The 23,457-nt window shown below is 46.1% G+C and carries 19 protein-coding genes and 2 pseudogenes; 11 read left to right on the top strand and 10 right to left on the bottom strand.

From position 1 onward, the window contains the following. The first annotated feature begins 270 nt into the window (after positions 1–270). The gene (locus MSMTP_RS01830) at positions 271–1,113 is read left to right on the top strand and encodes a TatD family hydrolase (RefSeq protein ID WP_048177411.1); all 843 of its coding nucleotides are present in this window, start codon (positions 271–273) and stop codon (positions 1,111–1,113) included. 439 nt (positions 1,114–1,552) lie between these two features. On the opposite strand, the gene MSMTP_RS01825 is transcribed toward MSMTP_RS01830, so the two are convergent. Beyond that, the gene (locus MSMTP_RS01825) at positions 1,553–2,038 is read right to left on the bottom strand and encodes a multiprotein bridging factor aMBF1 (protein WP_048177410.1); all 486 of its coding nucleotides are present in this window, start codon (positions 2,036–2,038) and stop codon (positions 1,553–1,555) included. A gap of 57 nt (positions 2,039–2,095) precedes the next feature. Between MSMTP_RS01825 and MSMTP_RS01820 the strand changes: the two are divergent. The 10 genes and pseudogenes from MSMTP_RS01820 to MSMTP_RS01775 all read left to right on the top strand — a co-directional run bounded on the left by MSMTP_RS01820 (position 2,096) and on the right by MSMTP_RS01775 (position 11,455). Continuing rightward, positions 2,096–3,391: pseudogene (locus MSMTP_RS01820) on the top strand (proteasome-activating nucleotidase). A 287-nt stretch (positions 3,392–3,678) separates the two neighbouring features. Then, positions 3,679–4,269 (top strand): DUF99 family protein, encoded by a 591-nt coding sequence (locus tag MSMTP_RS01815; RefSeq protein WP_048177409.1) that lies wholly within the window; start codon positions 3,679–3,681, stop codon positions 4,267–4,269. 505 nt (positions 4,270–4,774) lie between these two features. After that, complete coding sequence (gene ftsZ, locus MSMTP_RS01810; RefSeq protein WP_048177407.1) at positions 4,775–5,899, top strand: cell division protein FtsZ; 1,125 nt, start codon at positions 4,775–4,777, stop codon at positions 5,897–5,899. Positions 5,900–6,344: 445 nt separating this feature from the next. Beyond that, on the top strand, positions 6,345–6,560 hold the full coding sequence (locus tag MSMTP_RS01805; protein ID WP_048177406.1) for a protein translocase SEC61 complex subunit gamma: 216 nt from the start codon (positions 6,345–6,347) through the stop codon (positions 6,558–6,560). Continuing rightward, positions 6,557–7,018, top strand: a complete 462-nt coding sequence (locus tag MSMTP_RS01800) for a transcription elongation factor Spt5 (RefSeq protein WP_048177405.1) — start codon at positions 6,557–6,559, stop codon at positions 7,016–7,018. Before MSMTP_RS01805 ends, MSMTP_RS01800 begins: the two co-directional genes overlap by 4 nt. Before the next feature lie 378 nt (positions 7,019–7,396). Then, positions 7,397–7,882 carry a 50S ribosomal protein L11 gene (locus MSMTP_RS01795; protein WP_048177403.1) on the top strand — a complete coding sequence of 162 codons (486 nt, stop codon included), beginning with the start codon at positions 7,397–7,399 and terminating at the stop codon, positions 7,880–7,882. 290 nt (positions 7,883–8,172) lie between these two features. Continuing rightward, positions 8,173–8,814: a 50S ribosomal protein L1 gene (locus MSMTP_RS01790; protein ID WP_048177401.1), complete on the top strand. Its 642-nt coding sequence runs from the start codon at positions 8,173–8,175 to the stop codon at positions 8,812–8,814. Further along, positions 8,815–9,861, top strand: a complete 1,047-nt coding sequence (locus MSMTP_RS01785) for a 50S ribosomal protein L10 (protein WP_048177400.1) — start codon at positions 8,815–8,817, stop codon at positions 9,859–9,861. It abuts the gene before it with no gap. Positions 9,862–9,911: 50 nt separating this feature from the next. Next, a complete protein-coding gene (gene rpl12p / locus MSMTP_RS01780) occupies positions 9,912–10,229 on the top strand; it encodes a 50S ribosomal protein P1 (RefSeq protein ID WP_048177397.1) in 318 nt (105 codons plus the stop codon). A gap of 233 nt (positions 10,230–10,462) precedes the next feature. Beyond that, positions 10,463–11,455, top strand: a complete 993-nt coding sequence (locus MSMTP_RS01775) for a radical SAM protein (RefSeq protein WP_048177395.1) — start codon at positions 10,463–10,465, stop codon at positions 11,453–11,455. A 330-nt stretch (positions 11,456–11,785) separates the two neighbouring features. On the opposite strand, the pseudogene MSMTP_RS20295 reads toward MSMTP_RS01775, so the two are convergent. From MSMTP_RS20295 to MSMTP_RS01735, 9 genes and pseudogenes are all read right to left on the bottom strand, one after another. Next, a pseudogene (locus MSMTP_RS20295) lies at positions 11,786–11,959 on the bottom strand (SUMF1/EgtB/PvdO family nonheme iron enzyme); the annotation flags it as partial. 327 nt (positions 11,960–12,286) lie between these two features. Then, positions 12,287–14,035 (bottom strand): SUMF1/EgtB/PvdO family nonheme iron enzyme, encoded by a 1,749-nt coding sequence (locus MSMTP_RS20290; protein WP_082090454.1) that lies wholly within the window; start codon positions 14,033–14,035, stop codon positions 12,287–12,289. Between the two features lie 5 nt (positions 14,036–14,040). Further along, entirely contained in the window at positions 14,041–14,439 is a 399-nt protein-coding gene (locus MSMTP_RS01765; protein WP_048177394.1) for a hypothetical protein, read from the bottom strand. A gap of 379 nt (positions 14,440–14,818) precedes the next feature. Beyond that, on the bottom strand, positions 14,819–17,392 hold the full coding sequence (locus MSMTP_RS01760; RefSeq protein ID WP_048177392.1) for an SUMF1/EgtB/PvdO family nonheme iron enzyme: 2,574 nt from the start codon (positions 17,390–17,392) through the stop codon (positions 14,819–14,821). 252 nt (positions 17,393–17,644) lie between these two features. After that, on the bottom strand, positions 17,645–18,412 hold the full coding sequence (locus MSMTP_RS01755) for a hypothetical protein (protein ID WP_048177391.1): 768 nt from the start codon (positions 18,410–18,412) through the stop codon (positions 17,645–17,647). A 333-nt stretch (positions 18,413–18,745) separates the two neighbouring features. Next, positions 18,746–20,266 carry a HEAT repeat domain-containing protein gene (locus MSMTP_RS01750; RefSeq protein WP_048177389.1) on the bottom strand — a complete coding sequence of 507 codons (1,521 nt, stop codon included), beginning with the start codon at positions 20,264–20,266 and terminating at the stop codon, positions 18,746–18,748. Positions 20,267–20,467: 201 nt separating this feature from the next. After that, positions 20,468–21,256 (bottom strand): S-adenosyl-l-methionine hydroxide adenosyltransferase family protein, encoded by a 789-nt coding sequence (locus MSMTP_RS01745; RefSeq protein ID WP_048177387.1) that lies wholly within the window; start codon positions 21,254–21,256, stop codon positions 20,468–20,470. A 115-nt stretch (positions 21,257–21,371) separates the two neighbouring features. After that, complete coding sequence (locus MSMTP_RS01740) at positions 21,372–22,163, bottom strand: epoxyqueuosine reductase (RefSeq protein WP_048177386.1); 792 nt, start codon at positions 22,161–22,163, stop codon at positions 21,372–21,374. Positions 22,164–22,375: 212 nt separating this feature from the next. Next, complete coding sequence (locus tag MSMTP_RS01735) at positions 22,376–22,840, bottom strand: methylated-DNA--[protein]-cysteine S-methyltransferase (protein ID WP_048177384.1); 465 nt, start codon at positions 22,838–22,840, stop codon at positions 22,376–22,378. Positions 22,841–23,457: the final 617 nt, after the last annotated feature.

The following is a 23,457-nucleotide window of genomic DNA, read 5'->3' as shown; positions in this document are numbered from 1 at the left end:
TGACTAAAAATTACTTGATTGCTTCCCGGGTACTCAACAGCAGGCTATCTATTTCAAGTTTTGGGTGCTAATATATCGGGGACAAGCCTTCTGCGAAAGTGTAGCGAAAGAGGCCGCAGACCTGAAAAACCGGAAAATTTACAGGCCGTGAAAACACATAAAAATATTCAAGATGAAAAAAAGAACTTTCGGAAAACCCTTTTTGAGAAAGATTCAAGCAAGGCTAAAGCAAGGCTAAAGCAAGGCTAAAGCAAATTTGAGGAAGAAAAAATGCCCGCAAAAATTCCGATTACCGACAACCACATGCACATCGACCCGAGAGCCAGGGGGCTTGCCGCCGTAAAAGACTTCCAGAACGCAGGGGGAACCCACATTATCCTGGTGACCAAGCCGACCTGGACCCTGGGGATCACTGTAAAAAAGCCCGAAGATTACCTGCCCGTCTTTGATGAGACAGTGGAAATCGCCGCAAAAATCCGGGAGATGGGAGTTGGGGCATTTCCCGTGCTTGGGGTACACCCTGCAGAGATTTCAAAACTCACGGAGTACATGGAACTAGGAGAGGCTGCCGAGACCATGAAAAAAGGCCTTGAGCTTGCGGCAGACTACGTGGAAAAAGGTCTTGCGGTGGGAATTAAATCAGGGCGCCCGCACTACCCCGTTCCCGGAGAGGTCTGGGAAGCCTCAAACGAGATCATGGAACACGCCTTTTCCCTGGGAAGAGACCAGGACTGTGCAGTCCAGCTCCACACAGAAAGCGTCGAAGAGCCGGAACTCACCGATATTGCGGAGAGGGCAAGGAAAACCGGGATCAAAATGTACAGGGTGGTTAAGCACTATGCCCCGCCTCTCGTTAACGCCTGCGAGAAACTGGGAGTCTTTCCCGGAGTGATCTGTTCCAAAGGAGCGATTGAAAAGGCCCTTGAAGAAGGTACCCGTTTCATGATGGAAACAGACTATATCGATGACCCTGAAAGGCCCGGCGCGGTACTTGGCCCGAAAACAATCCCTCGCAGAACATTAAAACTGGTAGAAAAGCACGGGGAAGAACCTTTCTGGACCATCCACAAGGAAAATCCTGAAAAAGTGTACGACATTGAGATCGAAATGTAAAGGGAAGGCAAAAGGCAGGCAGGTAGGAAACTGTACAGACCAGGACCTAATTGAAGAGAAAAAGCAGAAAAAAAATAGAGGAGAGAAGAAGAGAAGAAAAAGGGATGACATAAGGGAGTAAAAAATAAAGGGAAATGAGAAAAAGGAGAGATAAAGAACTCTCCAGCCTACATTCCAGTCTGGATTACTGAGGTGTCAGGATTGAAAACCGATACCCCGGAATTCACCTTTATATTGATTTATCTATTTTAATTACCTTATCTTAGTACCTTATTTTACTTACCCAACTTTAATACCTGATATGTAATACCGTAACCTAATTACCGTAACCTAATTACCGTAACCTAATTACCGTAACCTAATTACCGTAACCTAATTACCGTAACCTAATTACCGTAACCTAATTACCGTAACCTAATTACCATGTCTCAGCGGAGAATTACTTCCTCTTGATCTTAACGATATCCCCGAGGGTCGTATCCGTCTTAAAGTGGGAGACCTCCTGATCCGAACTGGAAACCCGCTCCGTTAGCTTGATGTTGAGGGTGTGCTCAAGTTTCTTGCGCACGGAGTCTTCGGGCACGATCTCTTTTCGTTCTATTTTCTTAATGAGGGATGCTTTTTCTTTAATTTTGACAGCCAGCTCTTCCTGAGACCAGCCATGAGATTCCCGGGCTTCCCGGAGAAGATGTTCATAATTTTCTACAAGTTCATCCTTTAGAATGTCAAAGTAATTCTTTTGGGGCCTCTTTGTAACCCGTGGTGCCGTTCGAGCCACCGGAGAGACTTTCCTGGAAACAGGTGCCCTCTTATTGACAGGCTGCCCGTATGGAGCACATTTAGGGCATACCTGAAGTACACTATTGTCTATGGTAACGCTTATCGGCTTTTCACGGATCTCTGCACCACATATTTCGCACTGCATATTGATCACTTCGAAAACGCTATATACGGTACGAACTTAAATATTATTCGGAGCTCCATGACGGAAAGTACCAAAAGTAAGGATGAAAACATGCGCAGTCACGTTGTGAAGTCCGGACCTGTGTATGACGGAATCGAGACTGGCGGGATGGAAGAGTCATCAGAGAACCTTCAGGACCGCATGAGACAGCTTGAAAGCCGCAACACCTATCTGGAAGAGCAGTGTAGCCAGATCGAATCAGAAAAGCGCTATTTGGAAAACCAGAAGATCAAATATGAAAGGGAAATCCGGAAGCTGCAGTCTGAACTGGATCGCATGAAGACCTCTCCTCTGATCATTGGTACGGTTATCGATGTGATCAAAAACGATCGGATCATTGTGAGGAGCAGCAACGGACCCCAGTTTCTGGTAAACGTGTCCCAGTACATTGACGAGAAAAAACTGGCCCCAGGGGCAAAAGTCGCCCTGAACCAGCATACCCTTGCCATTGCTGAGGTGATTCCCTCTACGTAAGAGCCTTTTGTAGCTGCGATGGAAGTCCTCGAAACAGTGGAAGTGGACTACGGCCAGATCGGTGGGCTAGAGGAGCAGATTCAGGAACTTCAAGAAGCAGTGGAACTGCCGCTTATCGACCCGGAACGCTTTTCCCGCATAGGGATAGAACCTCCCAAGGGAGTGCTTCTTTTCGGTCTCCCGGGGACAGGTAAAACCCTGCTCGCAAAAGCCGTGGCTCACAGGACGAAAGCAACCTTCATCAGGGTAGTCGGCTCGGAACTTGTGCAAAAGTACATAGGGGACGGTTCCAAGCTTGTCCGGGAAATCTTCGAAATGGCCCGGAAAAAAGCCCCGAGTATTATATTTATTGACGAACTGGACTCGATTGCAGCCAGGCGTCTGAACGAAACTACCGGCGCGGACCGGGAAGTCCAGAGGACGCTCATGCAGCTCCTTGCGGAAATGGACGGCTTTGACAAGCGGAAGAACGTTCGGATCATTGCAGCAACTAATCGCCCGGACGTCCTTGACCCGGCAATTCTCAGGCCAGGGCGCTTTGACAGGTTGGTGAACGTTCCGATGCCCGGACCAGAAGCCAGAGAAAAGATCCTCCAGATCCACAGTGAAAACATGACCCTTACCGGAGGCATCAATTTCAAGAAGCTCGCAAAACTCACCGAGGGCATGAGCGGAGCGGACCTGAAGGCAATTGCCACGGAAGCGGGGATGCTTGCAGTCCGGAAGGACGGGCAGGCAGTGGAGATGGAAGACTTCCTGGAAGCGGTAGATAAGGTCTCAATGGCCGCAAGTACGCAGAAAATGAACCAGATCGAGCTGGCCGAAACAATGTTCGTCTGAAACCGGGGGGGAAGAAAGCCCCCAGGGGTATTTTTTAAATTCAGGGCCTGATGGATATCGACAACAGCACGTCCTCTAAAAAAAGCAGTTTCCGGAAAAAATATCCTGAAAAATATCCTGAAAAACGGATCTTGAAAAATATTAGGGGGAAACTATTTTGGGAAAACGAACATAAAAAACAATTCCTGTAAAACTATTCCTGTAAAACTATTCCTGTAAAACTATTCCTGTAAAACTGCTTTTGAAAACCGGTAAACTATTTTTGCAATTTCAACGTAAAGAAAAGCGTGGAATCGGATTTTCATGTCAAACCCGAGATCCGGGTCCTCGGGATAGATGACTCGGCCCTCATTACAGAAAAAATAATGATAGTCGGAACTGTTTTCAGGGGAGGGGACTGGATGGACGGGGTCCTGCGTTCGGAAATCACCCGGGACGGGCTTGATGCAACCGAGGTCATCAGCCGGATGGCAAAGGAAAGCAAGCACTACGGGCAGCTCAGGGTTATCATGCTGGACGGGGTCACATACGGAGGCTTCAACGTCGTTGACATTGTGAAGCTTCACGAAGAAACAGGACTTCCCGTAATAGTGGTCATGCGCTCGTACCCGGACTTTGAAAAAATAAAAGCCGCACTTAAGCACTTCCCTGACGGGGAAGAACGCTGGAATATAATAGAGAAAGCCGGGAAGATAGAAAAGGTCGTCACGAGAAACCGGGAAAATCCCGTGTATATCCAGAAAAAGGGAATCGGGCTCAAAAGCGCGGAGAAAATAGTCAGGCTCACAGCAATAAGAAGCAATATCCCGGAACCCCTGCGAGTAGCCCATCTGATTGCCACGGGAATTATTTTAGGGGAATCAAGGGGAAAAGCATAACACGCAGGGCAAAAACCCGAAGGATACAACCTTACAAAAAACCTTGCAGGGCTCACAAAGCCGGGCCTGAGATTATAGAAACCAGGTATGAAACACTAGAAGCCAGGCCCTGGACATTAGAAGCCGTAACAGGTTAAGAAGGGTTCATAAAAAAGAAAAGGAAGAAAAAATCCGGGGCAAAAGGGAAAAATAAAAATAGAAGGGCGTCTTCAAAAAATATAAAATCTAAAAAAATATACAGCTTGCCGAAAAAAATAAGAGAAGATCCCGGAGAGAGTAGGGAGAAAAAAGACATCATAAGACGGGCAAGAGGCAAGAAAAAAACAATTTAGAGAGAGAAATCCGAAAACATTGGCAAAATTTTTAAACAATGAACATCTAAACCAGAAACCCGGAAAAGGAAAACTCTTAAATTGGAAACTGTATATGTGATGTTTAAAAATAATTTTATCCTTCAATACTATTCACTAAGCGATTACCCTACAGGTCGGAGGAAAACAGTAGCATGAGATCCATTGTGGAAGAAGCCCTTGCTCGATCTGCCCAGGAAGGACGTGGCGGGCAGGGAGAGTATGTAAACCCTGATGACTCGAACGAAAACGACGAAATCAACGCCGAACTCGAAGAGATCCTGAAAAGCCTTCAAACAACCATCAAGGTCGTTGGCTGCGGAGGCGGCGGTTCGAACAGCATCCAGCGCATGCTGGGGGAAGGAATCCAGGGAGCGGAAATGGTTGCCCTGAACACTGATGCCCAGCACCTCCTCCATGTACACGCTAACAAAAAGATCCTTATAGGGAAAAAGAAGACCCGCGGACTTGGAGCTGGCAGCCTCCCCCAGATAGGAGAAGATGCTGCAATCGAGAGCATCGATGAGATTAACAGAATTGTCGAAGGCGCTGACATGGTCTTCATAACGGCAGGTATGGGAGGAGGAACCGGAACAGGGTCCGCCCCGGTCGTTGCCGAAGCTGCCAGGGACGCAGGCGCCCTTACAATCGCAGTAGTCACCCTCCCCTTCAGTGTGGAAGGGCACATCCGCCGAACCAATGCAGAAGCAGGGCTCGAACGCCTTAGGGACGTTGCCGACACCGTGATCGTGGTTCCCAACGACAAACTGATAGAAGTTGTCCCGAGACTTCCGCTTCAGGCGGCTTTCAAGGTATCGGACGAAATCCTGATGAGGGCCGTAAAAGGTATCACTGAGCTTATCACAAAGCCGGGGCTTGTCAACCTTGACTTTGCGGATATCAGGACTGTCATGCAGAACGGAGGCGTTGCTATGATAGGACTCGGGGAATCCGATGGCGAGAACAAGGCGGTAGAATCCGTGCAAAAAGCCCTCAGGAGCCCTCTTCTTGACGTTGACATCTCAGGCGCGACCTCTGCCCTCGTGAATGTGGTCGGAGGCCCTGACATGACCATAGCCGAAGCAGAGAACGTGGTCCAGGAAGTTTACAACCGGATCGACACCAATGCCCGCCTGATCTGGGGTGCCCAGGTCGACCCCGAACTTGAACAGACCGTGCGCACAATGATCGTGGTCACCGGAGTTACCTCCGCCCAGATTTACGGGCACGGAAACGACAAAAATGTCACCCTCAAATACGGGATTGACTTCGTAGAGTGATAGGGCTTAAAAAGCAGAAGATCAGGGATAAAAAAGGCCGATTGGATAGACGTACTGTTTTCCTCTCCTTAAGGGAAAAAAATAAAGGGTAAAAATCCAATCGAAAACTATTTTTATGGTAAATAACGTATGATGCCGATACGACTCGGCATCAAAAAAACATTTCAGGATACTGATGCGGATACTGATGCGGTTTCGAATTTAAAGTAGACGGAAGGTCCGAAAATCGAAACCATCTGATGTTTTAAGGCCTGAATCAGTGATATCTTAAAATAAGAGGAATTAGTAATATTACCCGCTCGGTTCATCCCGAACAGAGCCCGGACATCCTTGCGTACAGGGCAAACATATCCTGTCATGGGGCGTAAGGGAAGGAGCCGGAAGCGTATTTATATAACAATTCCGATTATCAAAGAGTAGTACAGAAAACCTGGATGTGAATCGTTTGGCAGAATCCATGTTTGAACAGAAAATAAGTACAGAACGCATCGGTCAGGTAATCCGGGCACACCTGAGGGTCCTGAAACTTACAAAAAAACCGTCCAGGGAAGAGTTCTTGACCATTGCTAAAGTTGCAGGTGCCGGGATCCTGGCTGTGGGTGCAATAGGCTTTATTATCTATGTACTGTTAACAATGTTGCCCCAGTGGGTGGCTCAATGAGTGAGGAGTCCCAGATATTCGTAATCAAGACCACGGCAAACCAGGAAAGATCGGTAGCGACAGCCCTTGCAAGAGTTGTGAAGAAAGAAAAGTCCGACATAAGGGCAATCCTAGCTCCGGATGAGTTGAAGGGATATGTCCTTGTAGAGGCCCCGAAATCCGGGATAGTGGAACTGGCAATCCAGACTATCCCCCATGCAAGAGCTCTTGTCAGGGGAAGTTCCACGATTGCCGAAATCGAGCACTTCCTGAAACCGAAGCCAGTGGTGACCGGCATCAAAGAAGGGGCCATAATAGAAGTAACCTCAGGACCCTTTAAAGGTGAGAAAGCCCGGGTCAAGCGGGTTGACGAAGGGCATGAAGAAATTACGGTGGAACTCTTTGACGCAGTGGTCCCAATCCCCATTACAATCCGCGGGGATACCGTGAGGGTACTGAAAAAAGAGTTTGAAAATTAAGGAAAAAGGACACAGGGCACTATCGAAAGTTAAAAGCCCGAAATATTCCGCTTATTAATTACTCACCAGTACTCAATAACCAGTACTTGATAACCAGTACTTAATAACCAGTACTTGATAATCAGTACTTGATAATCAGTACTTGATAATCAGTACTTGATAATCAGTACTTGATAATCAGTACTTGATAATCAGTACTTGATAACCAGTACTTGATAACCAGTACTTGATAACCAGTACTTAATAACCAGTACTTGATAATCAGTACTTGATAATCAGTATTTGATAATCAGTATTTGATAATCAGTACTCAATAGGAAAATAAAGGTAAATTCAAGCAAAATTATAATTATACTTATCAAAACCGGTGATACTCAGATGACAAGTATTGTTGAAGCACTTGTCCCGGGTGGAAAAGCAAACCCAGGACCCCCCTTAGGTCCGGCACTTGGTCCCCTCGGGGTCAACATAAAAGAAGTAGTCGACAAGATCAACGAGAAAACCAGGGATTACAACGGGATGCAGGTCCCTGTAAAGGTAATCGTTGATGACAAGAAAAACGTTGAGATCGAAGTTGGTACCCCTCCGACCTCGGCCCTGGTAATGCAGGAAGCCGGGATCAAGAAAGGATCGGGGACTGCGGGAAGCGAAGTTGTTGGCAACTTGAGCATCCAGCAGGTTGCGAAGATTGCCCGCATGAAAAAGGAAGATATCCTTTCCTACGACCTCAAAGCTGCAATGAAAGAGGTTATGGGCACCTGTGTTCCAATGGGCGTAACCATTGAAGAGACGGAAGCCAGGGAATGCCAGAAGGCACTCGACGAAGGCAAGTTCGATGACGTACTTGCTGGCGAAGAGTGGTAAAACCTTCAACCCTTCCTTTTTATCCGGGACACCCAATCCACACCAATAGTTTTAAATGGGATACCACTAATAGCTCAGAAGCTTTGACCAGCATCCCCCGGGACAGTGTGAAAGCTAGAGAGCTATAAGTGGCTTACTGTTATGTGAATTATATAAATGATACAAATTATAGGAATTATATAAATTAACAGTAAGAGGGCCCGAAATCCCGGGCAGCCAACTATCGACAAACCGTAGTAAGCCGTAGCGGCTGATGGACAATTAAGTTCAACACTACGGAGAGGAGCAAGATGGTAGAAGATCATATACTGGAAGTCGTCAAGAAAGTACTTGAGGAGTCGCCGAAGCGCAATTTTTCGGAAAGCGTGGACGTAGCGATTAACTTAAGGAACCTTGACATGAACCAACCAAAGAATAGAGTCGACGAAGAGATTATTCTTCCGCACGGGCTCGGAAAAGACCTTAAGATAGGCGTTTTTGCAAAAGGTGACGTGGGACTCAGGGCAAAGGATGCCGGTGCCGCGTACGTTATTTCTGATATTGAGCTTGAGGAACTTGTCGGCGACAAGTCAAAGGCAAGGTCTCTTGCAAACGAATGTGACCTTTTTATCGCAGAAACCCAGTTCATGCCGATAATCGGTAAGAACCTTGGTGTCGTACTTGGACCCAGGGGAAAAATGCCGATCCCACTCCTGCCAAACAAGGACATAGGGGAACTGATCCAGAGCAAGCAAAATGCAGTAAAGCTCAGGTCAAAGGACAAGCTCACTTTCCACGTAGCTGTCGGCAGGAGAAACATGGACTCGGATGCCCTGGCAGAGAATGTCGAGACTATTGTGACCAGACTGGAGCGTGCCCTTGAAAAGGGTAAGCACAACGTGAGATCGGTCTATGTCACGACAACTATGGGCAAATCTGAGAGGGTGGTGTAAATGGCTGAGGAGAAGCATCATACCGAACATATCCCGCAGTGGAAAAAGGATGAAATAGAGAACATAAAAGAACTCATCCAGTCCCACAGCATTTTCGGAATGGTGGGGATTGAAGGTATCTTTGCAGCCCAGATCCAGAAGATGCGCAGAGACCTGAAGGACGTTGCAGTGCTTAAGGTTTCCAGAAACACCCTCATCGAGCGGGCTTTAAGCGAACTCGGGGAAAATATTCCCGAGATGAAAAATCACATCGACAGCCAGACCGCCCTGGTTTTCACGAACGAAAGCCCCTTCAAGCTTTACAAACTGCTCGAAAGTACCAAGACCCCGTCTCCAATAAAAGGAGGCGCGATCGCCCCCAGTGACATTATTGTCCAGAAGGGCCCGACCAGTTTCCCCCCTGGCCCGATCCTCGGTGAATTCCAGAGTGCCGGGATCCCCGCAGCAATCGAAGCGGGAAAGGTTGCCATTAAGGAAAAGAAAGTGGTCTGTAAGGAAGGCGAAGCCGTCCCCCAGAAGCTTGCAACAATGCTTGCAAAACTGGAAATCTACCCCCTTATAGTCGGTCTGGACTTGAGGGCGGTTTACGATGCCGGGACTATTTACAAGCCGGAACTCCTTGAAATTGATGAAAGCAAGTACTTTGCCGACATCACAAGGGCAGCTCAGAACGCATTCAACCTCTCTGTCAACACGGCATTCCCGACTGGCGCAACCGTCAGCACCCTGCTTGCGAAAGCCTTTGCAGAAGCAAAGAACCTGGGTGTCAATGCTGTTATCCTTGAACCGGGAGTCATGGACGCCCTGCTCGGCAAGGCACATGCCCAGATGACCTCTGTAGCATCCAAAGCCGCAGACAAGGACGCAAACGCAGTGGACGACGAACTGAGAGAAACTCTCGGAGCCGCCGCAAGCGCAGCCGCTGTGGCCGCCACAAGCGCCCCGGTTGAGGAAGCTACTGAGACTGAAGAGGAAGAAGCAGAAGAGGAAGAGGACGACAGTTCCGAAGAAGACGGAATGGCAGGCCTCGGAGCCCTTTTCGGATGAACAAATTTGAAATTCACAATTTACGCTAATACAAATCTAGGTGATCAATGATGGAATACATATACGCAGCACTCTTATTGCACAACGCAGGTAAGGAAGTTACTGAAGACGCAATCGTTGCCGTCCTTGCGGCAGCAGGTATCGAAGTGAACGAAGCCAGAGCAAAGGCACTTGTCGCAGCCCTTGAAGGCGTGGACATCGAAGAAGCAATTGCACAGGCAGCATTCGCAGCACCCGCAGCAGCAGCAGCACCCGCAGCAGCAGCACCCGCAGCAGCAGAAGAAGCTCCTGCAGAAGAAGAGGAAGAAGAGGAAGACGACTCCTCCGAAGAAGACGGCATGGCCGGTCTCGGCGCCCTCTTTGGCTAAATTCGATACAAGGTGCTCGCCTCAGGGCGAGCACACTTTTTTTTTGGTTTTGTGAACTTTAGAATAATTTTAATTATTACGGCATCCCCACACTTAAGTTCCTCAACTTTTTCAAATCCGCCTTACCTTTTTAGCTTACAGATTACAAAAAAGCTATAATAAAAAAGCCCATGAATAGAAGACATTCTTTTGTTAAAAACAAAATTTTGTTAAAACCAGAAAAATGATCTCCCATGTCCCGATTCGACCCCCTCCTCGCAGCAAGAGCTCTCTGGCAGATAAGAATCAAAAAACGCCCCTTCGTAATCTCCCACGGCGTAAACGCCCGCTGCAACATGCGCTGCAGTTTCTGCGAATACTGGAAGGAAACGGGCGAAGACCCGGGCCGTGAAGAAGTCTTCAAACTGCTCGAGGACGCAAAAGCCTTCGGGATAGGAGTCTACAACGCCTGGACAACCGAACCCCTCCTCCGAAAAGACCTCCCCGAGATCATGGCTCACGCCAAAAAACTCGGCATGATAACCTCCATGGTCACAAACGGCAAACTCCTCTTCAAGCGGGCGCACGAATTAAAGGACGTGGACTTTCTCTCCGTCTCCGTGGACGGCACAAAAAGCTACAAAGAAATCCGGAACATGGACTTCGAAGACCTGATGAAAGGACTGAAAAAAGCCATAGAAGTCCGAAAGCAGCAAAACAAAGAACACCCAATCCTGATGAACTGCGTGCTCAGCAACAAAAACCTCGACGACATCGAAGACCTCATTTTGCTTGCAAAAGACCTGGGCACAAAAATCTCCTTCGAGCCGGTCCACGAATTCCCCAAAATCGAAGACGGAACCTGGGAAGAGTTCGGAATCCGAGACAAAGAAAAATTCCGCCGTACCGTTGACCGGATAATCGAGCTGAAAAAACAGGGCTACCCCATCATCAACTCCAAAACATACCTGCGCATGGTCAGGGACGGGGACATGAACTACAAATGCCGGGCAAGCAGCGTAATCATAAACGTCACCCACGACGGCACGGCGGAAACCTGCCGGGTGCAGCACGAGCCGCTCGGGAATGTGATGAGGGACGGGTTTGAAAAGGTGTGGAGAGATTCGAAAGCCAGGCGGGAAGAACTTGTGAGGAACTGTGATGGGTGCCTCTTTTTCGGGTATGCGGAAAATAGTTTGATGCAGGGGTTTAATCCGGAAGTTTTGATGTGCTATGAGTGGATGTAACGCCCGAATTGCGATTCGGGAGCCCGCGTCCTTTTCGGTCGCTGCGCTCCCTCAAGAGGACTTGAAGTTCGGTGAGGGGAGAAATTGGAGCCGGAGCAACCTTGAATATCATCTTCCGTCTGTCTTGTCCCGCACTTTCGGTGCGGCATTTCTCCAAAGTAGAATATAATGAAGCAGCAAGAAAAAAAAGTGTGTAAACCAGAAGAAGCACCTGACTATATGAACCGCTACCGCCTTCGAAACCTCAGCATAATCAGCATTTAGCCCTACCAGAGGCAGCGGTTCGAATTCTCTTTGTCCGGCAGACACCGGCGCAGGACTGCGGTCTGGTCACCGCCGGGGCACTGGCACAGCATCCGTAAACACTGTAACTTCGGGCAGTGGCGGTGAACTCAGAAGACGGAAGCCAACGTTGTTGTCGCGGTTGTCGGGGTCGTTCCTGTTGCGGTTAGCCGACCGGCAGTTCCTGGCGTTGTTGTTCCAGCTGCCGCCCCGTATTACACGGTTGGAGCTATTGACGACCGCTAGCCCTGTACTTTATCAGTAAGAAATCAATAAAAGCATTACTGAAGAATTTAAGGGAATTATATTTACAAAGTGGGGTGGCTCAGCACCTCAGGCTCGGCGGCTTGCGCACCCGAATTGCGCATCGGGAGCACGCGTCCTTTTCGCTCGCTGCGCTCCCTCAAGAGGACTTAAAAAAACGAGGAAGACTCAGGCGCGGCTCAGCACCTCAGGCCCGGCGGCTTCGCACGCTTCGGGCCTTCGGGCTTCACCGGGGTTATTTTCTATGGCCACCGTAAAGTGGTAAAGTGGTAAAGTCGAAAGTGGTTACAGTTTCCTCAGAAGACGGAAGCCAACGTAGCTGACGCGGGAGTCGGGGCCGGGCCCGGCGCGGGAAGCCGACCGGCAGTACCTGGCGAGGTCGCCCCAGCTGCCGCCCCGAATGACACGGTTGGAGCTATTTCCATCTTCCCAGGCACTACCATCAGAAGGAGCACCATTATAATCTGAATGGTATCTGTCCTGAACCCATTCCCACACATTTCCGTGCATGTCGTAAAGGCCCCAGGGATTAGGCTTCTTCTGTCCAACTAGATGAGTTTTACCTTCTTTCAAAATTTTGTCCCGATTTTCCTTCCATTCTTCGAAAGTTGAATAACCACTGTACCATGCATAATCCCCAAGTTTTGACTCGTCATCACCAAAAGAATATTTAGTGGTCGTTCCGGCACGGCATGCATACTCCCATTCAGCTTCAGAGGGTAAAAGGTACTTATCCGTGTCTTCCTTTTCATTGAGTTTTTTGATAAATTCCTGAACATCCTTCCAGGAAACAGATTCTACAGGTCTATCATCACCTTTGAAACTGGAAGGATTATCACCCATTACTGCTACCCATTGTTTTTGAGTAACCGGATACTTGCCCATGTAGAAAGGATTCTTAAATTGTACATTATGAGCCGGAATTTCGTAGTCGTACCTGTCCTTTTCATCAAGAAGGGAGCCCATCTCAAACTCGCCTGCAGGGATTAATATAAATTCCATTCCAGTAAAAGGACTGGTGAAGGTTTTTGGAATTTCTTGTTCCCGATATTTTTCCAGAACATACGATTTTTCAATATCTTCATTTTCCAAGTAGCATTGAACAGTAGGAATATAGGTCTTAACACTAATTCTGCCAGCCAGAAGATCTTCCAGAGAACTCCTTATTTCTTCATCATTTTCTGTTAATTCCTCTGGTTTTTCATAGGCATCAATGAGAACAATCATAGATATATCATAAACACTGGCAGGGAGTTCTTTTCTGATTTTTTTAACCAATTTGTTCTTTTTCTGAATGAACTCCTTCTCTTTAACCTTCAAAGGGTTCTTCCCGATAATGATCCTGCCTTCACCTTCCACTTTTATATATGGAGTTTGAGAGCATCTGGCTGTAGTATTTTTATGAGCATAATTATACAAGTCTACAAGAGATATGTCTCCGTTTCTGTCACCTGCAACTGCCCCACTCCTCAGTCCTTCGACCAGATAATGTGTAAAAACACCATGTTCCAGTTTTTCATCCTCTTTGGCTACATCAAATTCACTTGATGCGGATAGTATAGCCGTACCCGAACCGGAAGACCTGGCAAGGATTTTTTTTAGATTATTACCTTTTATGCCTGCAGCCCCGCTGTAACAGCAATCGAGAATGACAACAAATGTCTTGCACTTTGAAGCATCTATACACTTCCTGATCATTGAGTAGTTTAACGAAGTAGCAAGCAACCGGTCCATTCTGGTGTTGTTAAACAACAAACAGAGATCATGCTGCGTGTCAGGTTCACCATGCCCTGAAAAATAAATAAGGAGTGAATCGTCGTACTCCGCTTTATTAAGTAATCCCTCAATGTCACAAAAAGTCTGTACGCTAGTTTTGTCTGTGGAATCTACAACTTTATCAAATCCACAGATATCAGAGTCAAGAAGAATATTTTTTATTTCTTTTGCATCTTTTTGTGCAAAGCGTAAATTGGGGATTTTGCTGTCGGAATACTCATTAGTACCTATGACAATCCCAAACTTTTTTCCAGCCATAGTACTTACTCTTGCTCATTATCTTCCTGCTGCAGATTTCGGTATATTTCGAGGGCTTCATCAACAGACAAATTAGAGAGAACAAACTCGTCCCCATTCCGGGAATTAAGCTTTACATTTGCCTTTTTCCGGTTTCTTTCCCAGACATCAATAAATTTAATGAGAACGTAAAAAGAGTTTAAAGTAACACCTGTAAACGTAAGAACATCAAATGAGATGATTATATCAGCCTTTTCTCCCTCTCGACCCTTACGACTTGAAGGGTCAATTGAACCTTCAGGAAGTTTCTTACGAATCTGATCATAGAGCATATGGCACTGTTTTTGCCAATAAGTCGAAGATTCCTCAACTTCTTCGGATTCAAGGATGATTTGAAAATCAAATTTTTCAGAGGTATTCTCCATTTGCCAACAGCTCCACATTACCAGGAATTACAATACTGTATAATACAATATAATATATGATTTACTCTTTTACAGATATTAAATTTTCAGTTTTAGTGTTATAGCTTCGATTTGCGGTTTGCTGACCGGCAATTCCTGGCGTTGTTGATCCAGCTACTACCCCATATTACACGGGAAGAGCTATTGACGATCGCTAGCCCTATACTTCATCAGTAAGAAATCAATAAAAGCACTACTGAAAAATTTAATGAGATTATATATAAAGTGGGATGGCTCAGCACCTCAGGCTCGGCGGCTTCGCACGCTTCGAGCTTCGGGCTTCGCCGGGGTTATTTTCTACATCCATTGTAAAGTGGTAAAGTAGTAAAGTGGAAAGTGGTTACGGTTTCCTCAGAAGACGGAAGCCAACGTTGTTGTCGCGGTTGTCGAGGTCGAGCCCGTTGCGGATTGCCGACCGGCAGTTCATGGAGCCGTAGTGCCAGCCGCCGCCCCGCACCACACGGTAGGAGCCATTTCCATTTTCCCAGGCACTACCATCGGAAGGAGCACCTTCGTAGTTATCATGCCATCTGTCCTGAACCCATTCCCAGACATTTCCATGCATGTCGTAAAGGTTCCAAGAATTATGATTCTTCTCACCAACTGGATGAATCTTCCCACCGGAGTTACCTGTATACCAAGCATAGTCTCCAAGTTTTGACTCGTCGTCGCCAAAATAAAAGTTGGTGGTTGTACCAGCCCTGCAGGCATATTCCCATTCAGCTTCAGAAGGAAGGCGGTACTTGTCAGTGCCTTCCATTTTATTGAGTTTTTTGATAAATTCCTGAACGTCATTCCAGGAAACAGATTCTACAGGCAGGGTATCACCTTTGAAACGAGAAGGATTATTGCCCATAACTTTTTTCCACTGTTTCTGAGTAACCGGGTATTTACCAAGGTAAAATAGATTTTTAATGGTTACTTTATGGACAGGACCTTCGTTATCCCGCCTCCCGTCTTCACCATCAGGTGACCCCATCATGAAATCTCCCGCAGAAATCCGCACAAATTCCATATCAGATAGCGAACTAGACAAATTCTCATCAGGAGGTTCAACCACAGGAGAGATCTGCAACAACTTACTAAAGTCAAGACCTGAAAGGGTATAGTTAGCTTTCTCTTCTGAGAGATTGCCCTCTTCTACGCAACCGTACTTCAATAAGCGGATCAACTTTTCATCCTTGGTCCATTCCTCCAAGTTTTTATTTTCACCTTTCGGATCCAGTGCATATGCCTGTAACTGGTTGAGAAGCTCACTGTTAGAACTGAGAGCAGAAATCAGGGAAGGCCAATTCATGCTTATTGCCACAAATTTTGCAAGTTTTCTGCAATTCCACCTGTTTTCAGGATTTGTGCCTGGATCATAGGAAAGGAGTTCCGTTCTTTTGCCTATAGTTCTCTGAAAACGGAACAGGTTGAAGAACTGTTTCATACGACGAGGGTTTCTATCAAGAGCTGGAGCAACCATTTCCAGAATGTGATCCCATTCCCCTGATTTTTCATCACAGTCCTTGTCGTTCAGGATCTTCTCCTCTTTTTCAGGTTCTTCCTTTGCAGTACCCTCAGGAACCCCTTCCTCGGTTTTGGCACTTTCAGTACTTTCCTGAGGGATGCTTTCTTCATCGGTCTGCGAACCGGAGTGGGTAATCTTAAATTTACTGAATACTTTCTTTAAATTATTACTCAATGGATTATCAGATAGCCAGGACTTTTTTGAGGGAGGATCCTGCTTCTTTTGAGGATTCATAAATTCCTTAAAATCCTCATTTTTGGGACTGGGCACTTTAAAAGGAAGCTGGATGAATTTTTCAATATAATCATAACCGTATTTAAGTCCCTTGACACCCAGGTACCCGAGGACTTTTTCGTTTTTAGCTGCAAGTCCTGCAGAGATGACTTTGCGATCTATACCTATGGAAAAATAAACATTTGCTTTATCCGAGATCATGAGGTTAAGCGCCTGCATGAGTTCTGCCGCTTTTGGGACTTCGCAACGGTCAAGGTCATCAACGAAGACATAAACCCTTGAATTTCCTACATAGGATTCAATTATCTTGTCAAAATCAGAATGGAAGTGCTCTATGAAAGATATGTGTGCCGTGTAATTCGGATTGGATATAAATTCACTGAAATCAAAAGGATTTCCAACAAAATTTTTAATTTCTTTAATAAGATAAAATGATTGAAGTAAAAGACCAATAATTCCGGCCAACATTAACAAAACATTAACAGATGTCCTGAATTTAGCATCAACTAAACCAACGGAGGTCGAATTATTTACTAGGTTAGCATCAATAGAAGAGGTAGAATTTGAAGGATTTACCAGATTTAAAAAAAGATCTATTGGGCCTGTAAATGGAGAAACAGAGAATGATATACCCATAGAATATGAGAATAAGCGCTCCATCAAATGCGGAATGGATAAAATAAATGAAGCCCAAAGTGCTAAAATAATTAAGATAAAAATTACACGTGAAAGAATATGAAGAATGATTGAACTTTCATTTTTCCACTTAAACTTAAGTCTTAGCCATACCAGGTTTATCTTTGCCCACTGACGCCCCCTCCAAGAAAGCTGTTCCGACAGCTTCTCCATTAAATTAAGGGCAAAAGCAGCCCATAACTCATCTTCTTTTTCATATCTCCAGCAATTGAACCACACCGTGAAATATCTCTTTCTTTTACTTTTGCGGTCATTTCCCTCTTCGATTTTCTTTTTCAATTGTTGCATGAAAGAAGACTTGCCACATCCCCACTGCCCCTCAATAGAAAGAGTGATCGGAGCTAAAGTGTCCTCATTGGTAAGAAATTCTGCGATAGCCTCGACGTAAGGTTTGAATCCGAGTGAATCATCCTCTGCTGCAGTGTCACGACGCATACAGTTAGAAGCTGAGTTCGATTTATCGCCTGCCAAAAGAATTTAGCCCCATCTTTAGTTCAATTTTCTGAACAGATTCCGAATAAATTTATGCGGAAGATAAGTATTTTTAAACAATATATTCCGGAGGATGTCAATATTGTAAGATTGTTTACCGGAAAGCTGTATAAATATTTACTGAAATATCCAGCCGGATATAAGAGAGAAAAATCAAAATTTAAGGCACATTCTCATGATTTTCTCTTATTATGTATTCCAGAAAAGCCTTACTGCTAAAGGACAATAAAATCAAATTTTACCAAGATCGAACGCAGAATCAGAAGTGCTTATGAACTCTGAAACGTCATCTATTAATTTCAAAACCTCTTCAGGTTTTGGTTCTCTTTCCTTTTGATGTGCACAAAGATTTCTGACATCTCCAAGCCATAGAATATGTCTCCAGAGAGGAACATCAATTATGTTTTCTCTTTTCAGAGCCTCATTATAGTCAGACAAAGTAGGATTTTTCTTACCAACAATTATGTTGTAATTCTCGCACATAGAGTTTAAATGACCTTCTAAAATAACCCCTGCAATTACGCCAGCAGATCTTAAAAAGCCTTTATCATAAAGGTCTCTAGCTTTATCGATTTCACTATCATATAATTCCGCTTTAAGCAGTCCCCTTATATAGGACAATTTCTTTTCAATCAATGGTTTTAAGGAATTTAAGATTCCAATTTGCTGCATAAAATTAATCCTGAAGCTGTTTTTAGGATCAAAAACTTCCTTTCCACCCCAAGTAGTAAAAGTAATTCCCCGGAAGAAATCCTTGATAGTGTAACAATCAAGATTAAAGTCATCAGAAGTCTTTTTTAATTCGTAAAACTCGATGAATTCTTGAGCCCTCTCAGGAAATAACTGCCTTACAATAGCAAGTGATTCAGTATACCAATTCTGATAGTCCAAAGAATGAATTAAAACTTCGTTAATTTTTAAGTTATCAATTTTGAGTAATAAATTAATACCTTCGGCAGTCAGCCTTTCAATTTCTTTTGTTATCTCATTATCGTTCATTTTATCTTTATTTAATAAGATCACATTGATTTTTAATTTATGTGCAACAGATGGATGTGACGGCAGAGTTTCACCAACTGAGCTGCGTCTCAGCAGTGAGTTTTGCCTATTTCGCTACATTACGCTTCACTGATGCTAACCTAAGGATTTGTGGGCATAAGTTTTGTGAAAAGAAAACAGGGAGACTAGAATATCATATCAAAAGTGTTTGGTTAGATTTGAGGATTAGTTAAATTTAACGATATTCAAATTTGACTACTAATTTAATAGTCAATTTTAACTAATGCCCCTCAAACGACCATAAAACCATATAAATTTCAGATTCACCATTTTTTACCTGAAATCCCGGTTTTCGGAAATTATCCCCAGAGCTCCGGCTGCAACTCTCCTGACCTCGGGATCCATGTCATTCAGCTTATTTACGAGGACTTCGACTGCCTTTTTATCCCCGCTTTTTCCAAGAGCCTCAGCAGCACACTTTCTTACCCAGAAGTTACTGTCATCCAGCATTTTGATTAGCGGGTCTATTACCTGCGGAGCTCTGAGGTTTCCAAGAGCATATACGGCAGTGATCCTGAGTTCGGGGTCGGGGTCTTCAAGCATCCCCAGGAGAGGGACAAGCGCCCGTTTGTCCCCGAGGTTTCCGAGAGCGTATGCTGAAGCGTTTCTTACTTCGGGGCCGGGATCGGAGAGCTTTTTGACCAGAGGGGAAACTGCCCTTTCGTCTCCCAAGCTTCCGAGGGCTTCGGCTGCATACTTCCTGATTTCCGGGAAGGGGGAATCCAGGCTGGAAAGAAGGGGTTCCAGGGCTTTTTTATCTCCTATTTTCCCAAGAGCGGAAAGGATTTGCTTCTGGAGTTCCGGAAAAGTGCCTGCCATCCGGCTGCCTTCCCGGGTATCTACCTGAGTTTCTTCCAGTTTTTTGAGAAGAGCATCTACCGCACTCCGGCTGCCCAGGTTTCCGAGAGCTTCGGCTGCAGTAGCCTGGACTTCGGGGGATTTGTCGTCCAGCTTCCGGATTATAGGGTCAACTGCCCTTTCGTCCCCGAGCCTGGCAAGGGCGCGTACCGCCTGAAGCCTGAGCCTCCGGTCTTTGTCCTCCAGGCATTCAATGAGTTCTCCGACCGTATCTTCGGCCCCAATCCTGCCAAGGGCTTCAACTGCAGCTTCCCTGACCCGGGAATTTTTGTCCTTCAGGCAGGAGAGCAGGGCATCTGCTGCCCTTTCATCCCCTATGCGGCCCAGCAATTCGGCTGCAGCCAGGCGGACTTCGGGTTTTTCATCGTGAAGGGCCAGGGTGCACAACTCCGTATCCCCGGCGCTGAGTCCCTCCGTTTCCGAAAGGTTTCCTTCTTTCAGGTCCCTGAGAAGGGAGGAGATATGGGCGAATTTTTCCGACGAAGTCTTCAGCCCGGAAACGTCGCTCAACATCTCCAGGGACAGGTAGACAATCGCGATGAGGGAGGCTATCAATGAGAGCAGGGATGCGAAAAGCAGGAGCTTTGCCTTTGTTTCCGAAGGAGAATATATGCTGAAAATGATGAGCACAAGCCCGTTTAAGTATATGCTCCCGGCTGCGGTGTAGGATACGAGTTTCAGGGGGGGCTTTAACCTGTTTGCAATCGAGTGGATGCTGTCCTGGGTCTTCTGCAGGGACAGGGCAAAAATGGCAATGAACACGGCATATACTGCGGCTATCGACTGCATCACTGCAGAGGGTACCCAGAAGTAGTTGTCAGTAGTCCCGGCTCCGGCCCCGGAATCATTTCCGGAAAGAGCGGCGTAGCTCAGAAAAAACAGAACCAGGAAGAAAAAGAATTCCAGTTTGTACGTTTTCAGGTAGCTGAGTTTCATTCCTAATGAGCATTTTGTATTTTAGACATTATATAAAAACTCTGCCCGGAAAACAAAAAGAAGGAAAAACAGAAGGAAAAAACAGAAGGAAAAAACAGAAGGAAATAAGAAAATCCGGATGCGTCGGTTTCCGATCACCCTATTCTAAAAACCCGACCTCGAATTCCGAGATGTCCAGTAAAAAACGGTTGCTTCACCTTTTCAAACCACTCTTATTTCCACGGGGTCCCCGCCTACAATCCCGAAATAATGCGCAGCACTCCCCTGATTAACCGCAAGTTCGAGAAAACCGTGGCTGCCTATGAGAGCAAGAGGTTCTCCTTTTCCTGCCAGGCCGTAGGTCTGCATGAAGGGCACCTTCCTGCCGTTTACTTCAAACAAAGAACCGTAATCACATAGTTCCAGGATCAAGTCTTCAGGGACGTTTGTCACAACATTTCCGAAGCTGTCGGAAAAGAGCACTTCCCCGAAAACAAAACGCCCGTCGATTCCAAAGTTCCCGAAGTCAAGGTCTACAAAATCCCCGGTCTTTGGTCCGACCTCCCCCATAGGGACACCCATGGAAAGGTGGGCTCCGACCGGTGCGAAGATGTCCCGGCCGTGGAAGGTTGCGGAGACTCCGGAATGGAGGATCAGGTCCAGGTTCGTAATCTCATACACTTCCATACCCCCCAGCCGGCGGGCTGCAGGGATCAGGAGGCCATTATCAGGGCCCACAAAAAACTGTTCATTCCCTGCGGAACCGGCTTTCACGGCAAGAGCCCGGCGGGCAGTCCCGACCCCGGGATCTACAACTCCCACATGCACGGTTTTCGCAGAAAAATAGGGCACAAGAGAATAAAGGGCAAAAGCCCCTTCCCGGATTCCGGCCTGAGAAATACGGTGAGTTATGTCAACGATCTGAGCCCCGGGATTGACACCCAGGATAACGGCTTTCATGGCTGCAGGGTAAAGGTCCCCAAAATCAGTGGTAAGTGTGATGACAGACATATTGCTCCCCGGTTTTAATTCAGCCTTCAAACTATAAAATCTATTTCAGCCGGATACAACGGCGAAAATCCGGGATGCCATTTTTTTCACGGGAATTTATCCGGACGTCTTTTCTTCAGCGAGATCTCAGGGCACAGGGCCCGGTTGCACATTTCCCGCAAGCCATATCCTGCAGTTCGGGAAATGCCCTGGCGTTTTTCTGAAGATACCTGAGACATTTTTCCTTATCAAGCCCTGTGACTGTAAGAGCCCCTGCAGGGCAGCGGTCCACGCAGATAAGACACCTCTCCCCTTTCTTATACCGGCAGAACTCTTCGGTGGGCCGGGGAGTAGGAGGAACTTCAGCAGAGATCAGGAGAGTCCCGAATCTACCTGCACATCCGGCTTTTGTAATCAGCATGTGATGGACGCCAAAAGTACCCAGGCCCGCAGCGTAAGCGGCGCTCTTATGGGACCAGGCAACGTCAAAATCAGATTTGGCATAATTGAAAGCAGCTTCCGGAACCACGGCATTTATTCCCTCTCCAGCCAGTTCGACAGTGAGTTTTTCATTGATTTTTTTGATCAGGCTTTCAGTTTCACTCTTTGCCTGAATCCATTCCCTTACCGGGCCGGGGGATTTTCGGTTCAGGCCCACCAGTTTCTCTTCAAAGGGCAGGAAAAAAGATACCACGGTTTTTGCCCCGGGAAAAGCCTCCTTCGGGTGCATGTGGTGCTGGCCTATGGTTTTCTTCATTTCATCAAATATCGGGTCCTCGGAGGAGGCAAAACCGACAAGTGGCTCCCTGTAACGGGTTTCAGTCCCTGGATTTGCGGCGGTGCTTTTGATGATTTTTTCGATTCTGTTTTTGAGATCCGTGTTATGTAGGTCCGTACTATTCGAGTCCTTGTTCTTTTTTAAGTGCATGCTTTGTTCTCCAGGCAGCAGATTTGTACAGGTGTTTCCACTTAGGACCCGCAGCGAAATAAACTATGCAACATATCATTCAATTATAACTTTGATTGGTGCTCTTGATATTGAAAATCAATATATCTAATCTGAAATATGCATAGGTTATTCTGTGACGAGTCCTTATTACACCCTAACTATTAGATCTTCTAACTATTCTTCCTTACATATTATTCTTCAAGCCTTAATAAAAATTCTTTTACATCAAGCCCGCTGGCATAGCCCGTAAGTTTTCCGTTTGCCCCGATTACCCTGTGGCAGGGAACGATTATCGAAATAGGGTTCCTGTTATTTGCAAGCCCCACAGCCCTGGAAGCCTTCGGGTTTCCGATGCTTTTTGCAACCTCCCCGTAAGTCCTGGTCTCCCCATAAGGAATTTCTTTCAGGGCTTTCCAGACGGATTTCTGGAACTCCGTTCCCTCCGGAGCCAGTTTAACGTCAAAGGATTTGAGTTCCCCTGCAAAATAAGCTCCAAGCTGCCCGGAAACGTCCCTGAAAAACTCTTTGTTTTCCAGCCAGTCGTCAGGAATTTCGACTTTCTTTTTACCATTCCGGATGTTTACGTATTTCAGTCCTTCTTCATCCCCTGCAAGAAGTATGGGGCCGATTGGGGATTCGATTATGTGATAATACATATTTGTATTCTCCTGCCGGTTACTGGTAGTTCTATTGCTTCCGGTAAAAATGTTTATTTAATGCCTGGAATACCGGACAACAGCAGGAAAATAGTTAAACAGCCAGGAGTTTGGACTCGTGGACGACCAGGTTTCTGTGTACATTCTTTTTAATATTCCTGCGTGATCCGGTTGAGATTATTAAGTAAAAAAAGAAAGGGGCTGGCTCTAAACTCCGAACTATGCCCCCATACAACCTGAAATAGCCGTATCATGTCGTTCTTGTCCACGGGCGACGAAGGAGCCCGGCCTTTACAAAATAAAAATTGAAAAAAGAAGAAAGAAGAGAAAAAACAATTTTTTTATTTTTTAATTCCTTTTGGTGAGGGCCGCCAGACAAGCTGGCGGAGGCCTTTGATCCCTCTGCGGGAAAAACGGTTTCCGGAATAATGTGAAACAGGTCAAGTTAAACATTTCCTGGACTCAACATATCTCAAACTAACGAAAAACAATACTTTTCATTTGTTGTTTTCTGTACTCCCCTTTTAGAATTCAGGAAAAAACCGGTCGTTCAGGCACGACCGGTGAGAGTGCGGGGTAGTGCTAAAAGCCGAAAAAAAACCTTTCATGGGGCAAAA

Origin of the sequence: Methanosarcina sp. MTP4, assembly GCF_000970045.1 — an archaeon.
Classification (GTDB): domain Archaea; phylum Halobacteriota; class Methanosarcinia; order Methanosarcinales; family Methanosarcinaceae; genus MTP4.
The sequence above is the reverse complement of the archived record's forward strand: the minus strand, read 5'-3'. Positions and strand labels throughout refer to the sequence as shown.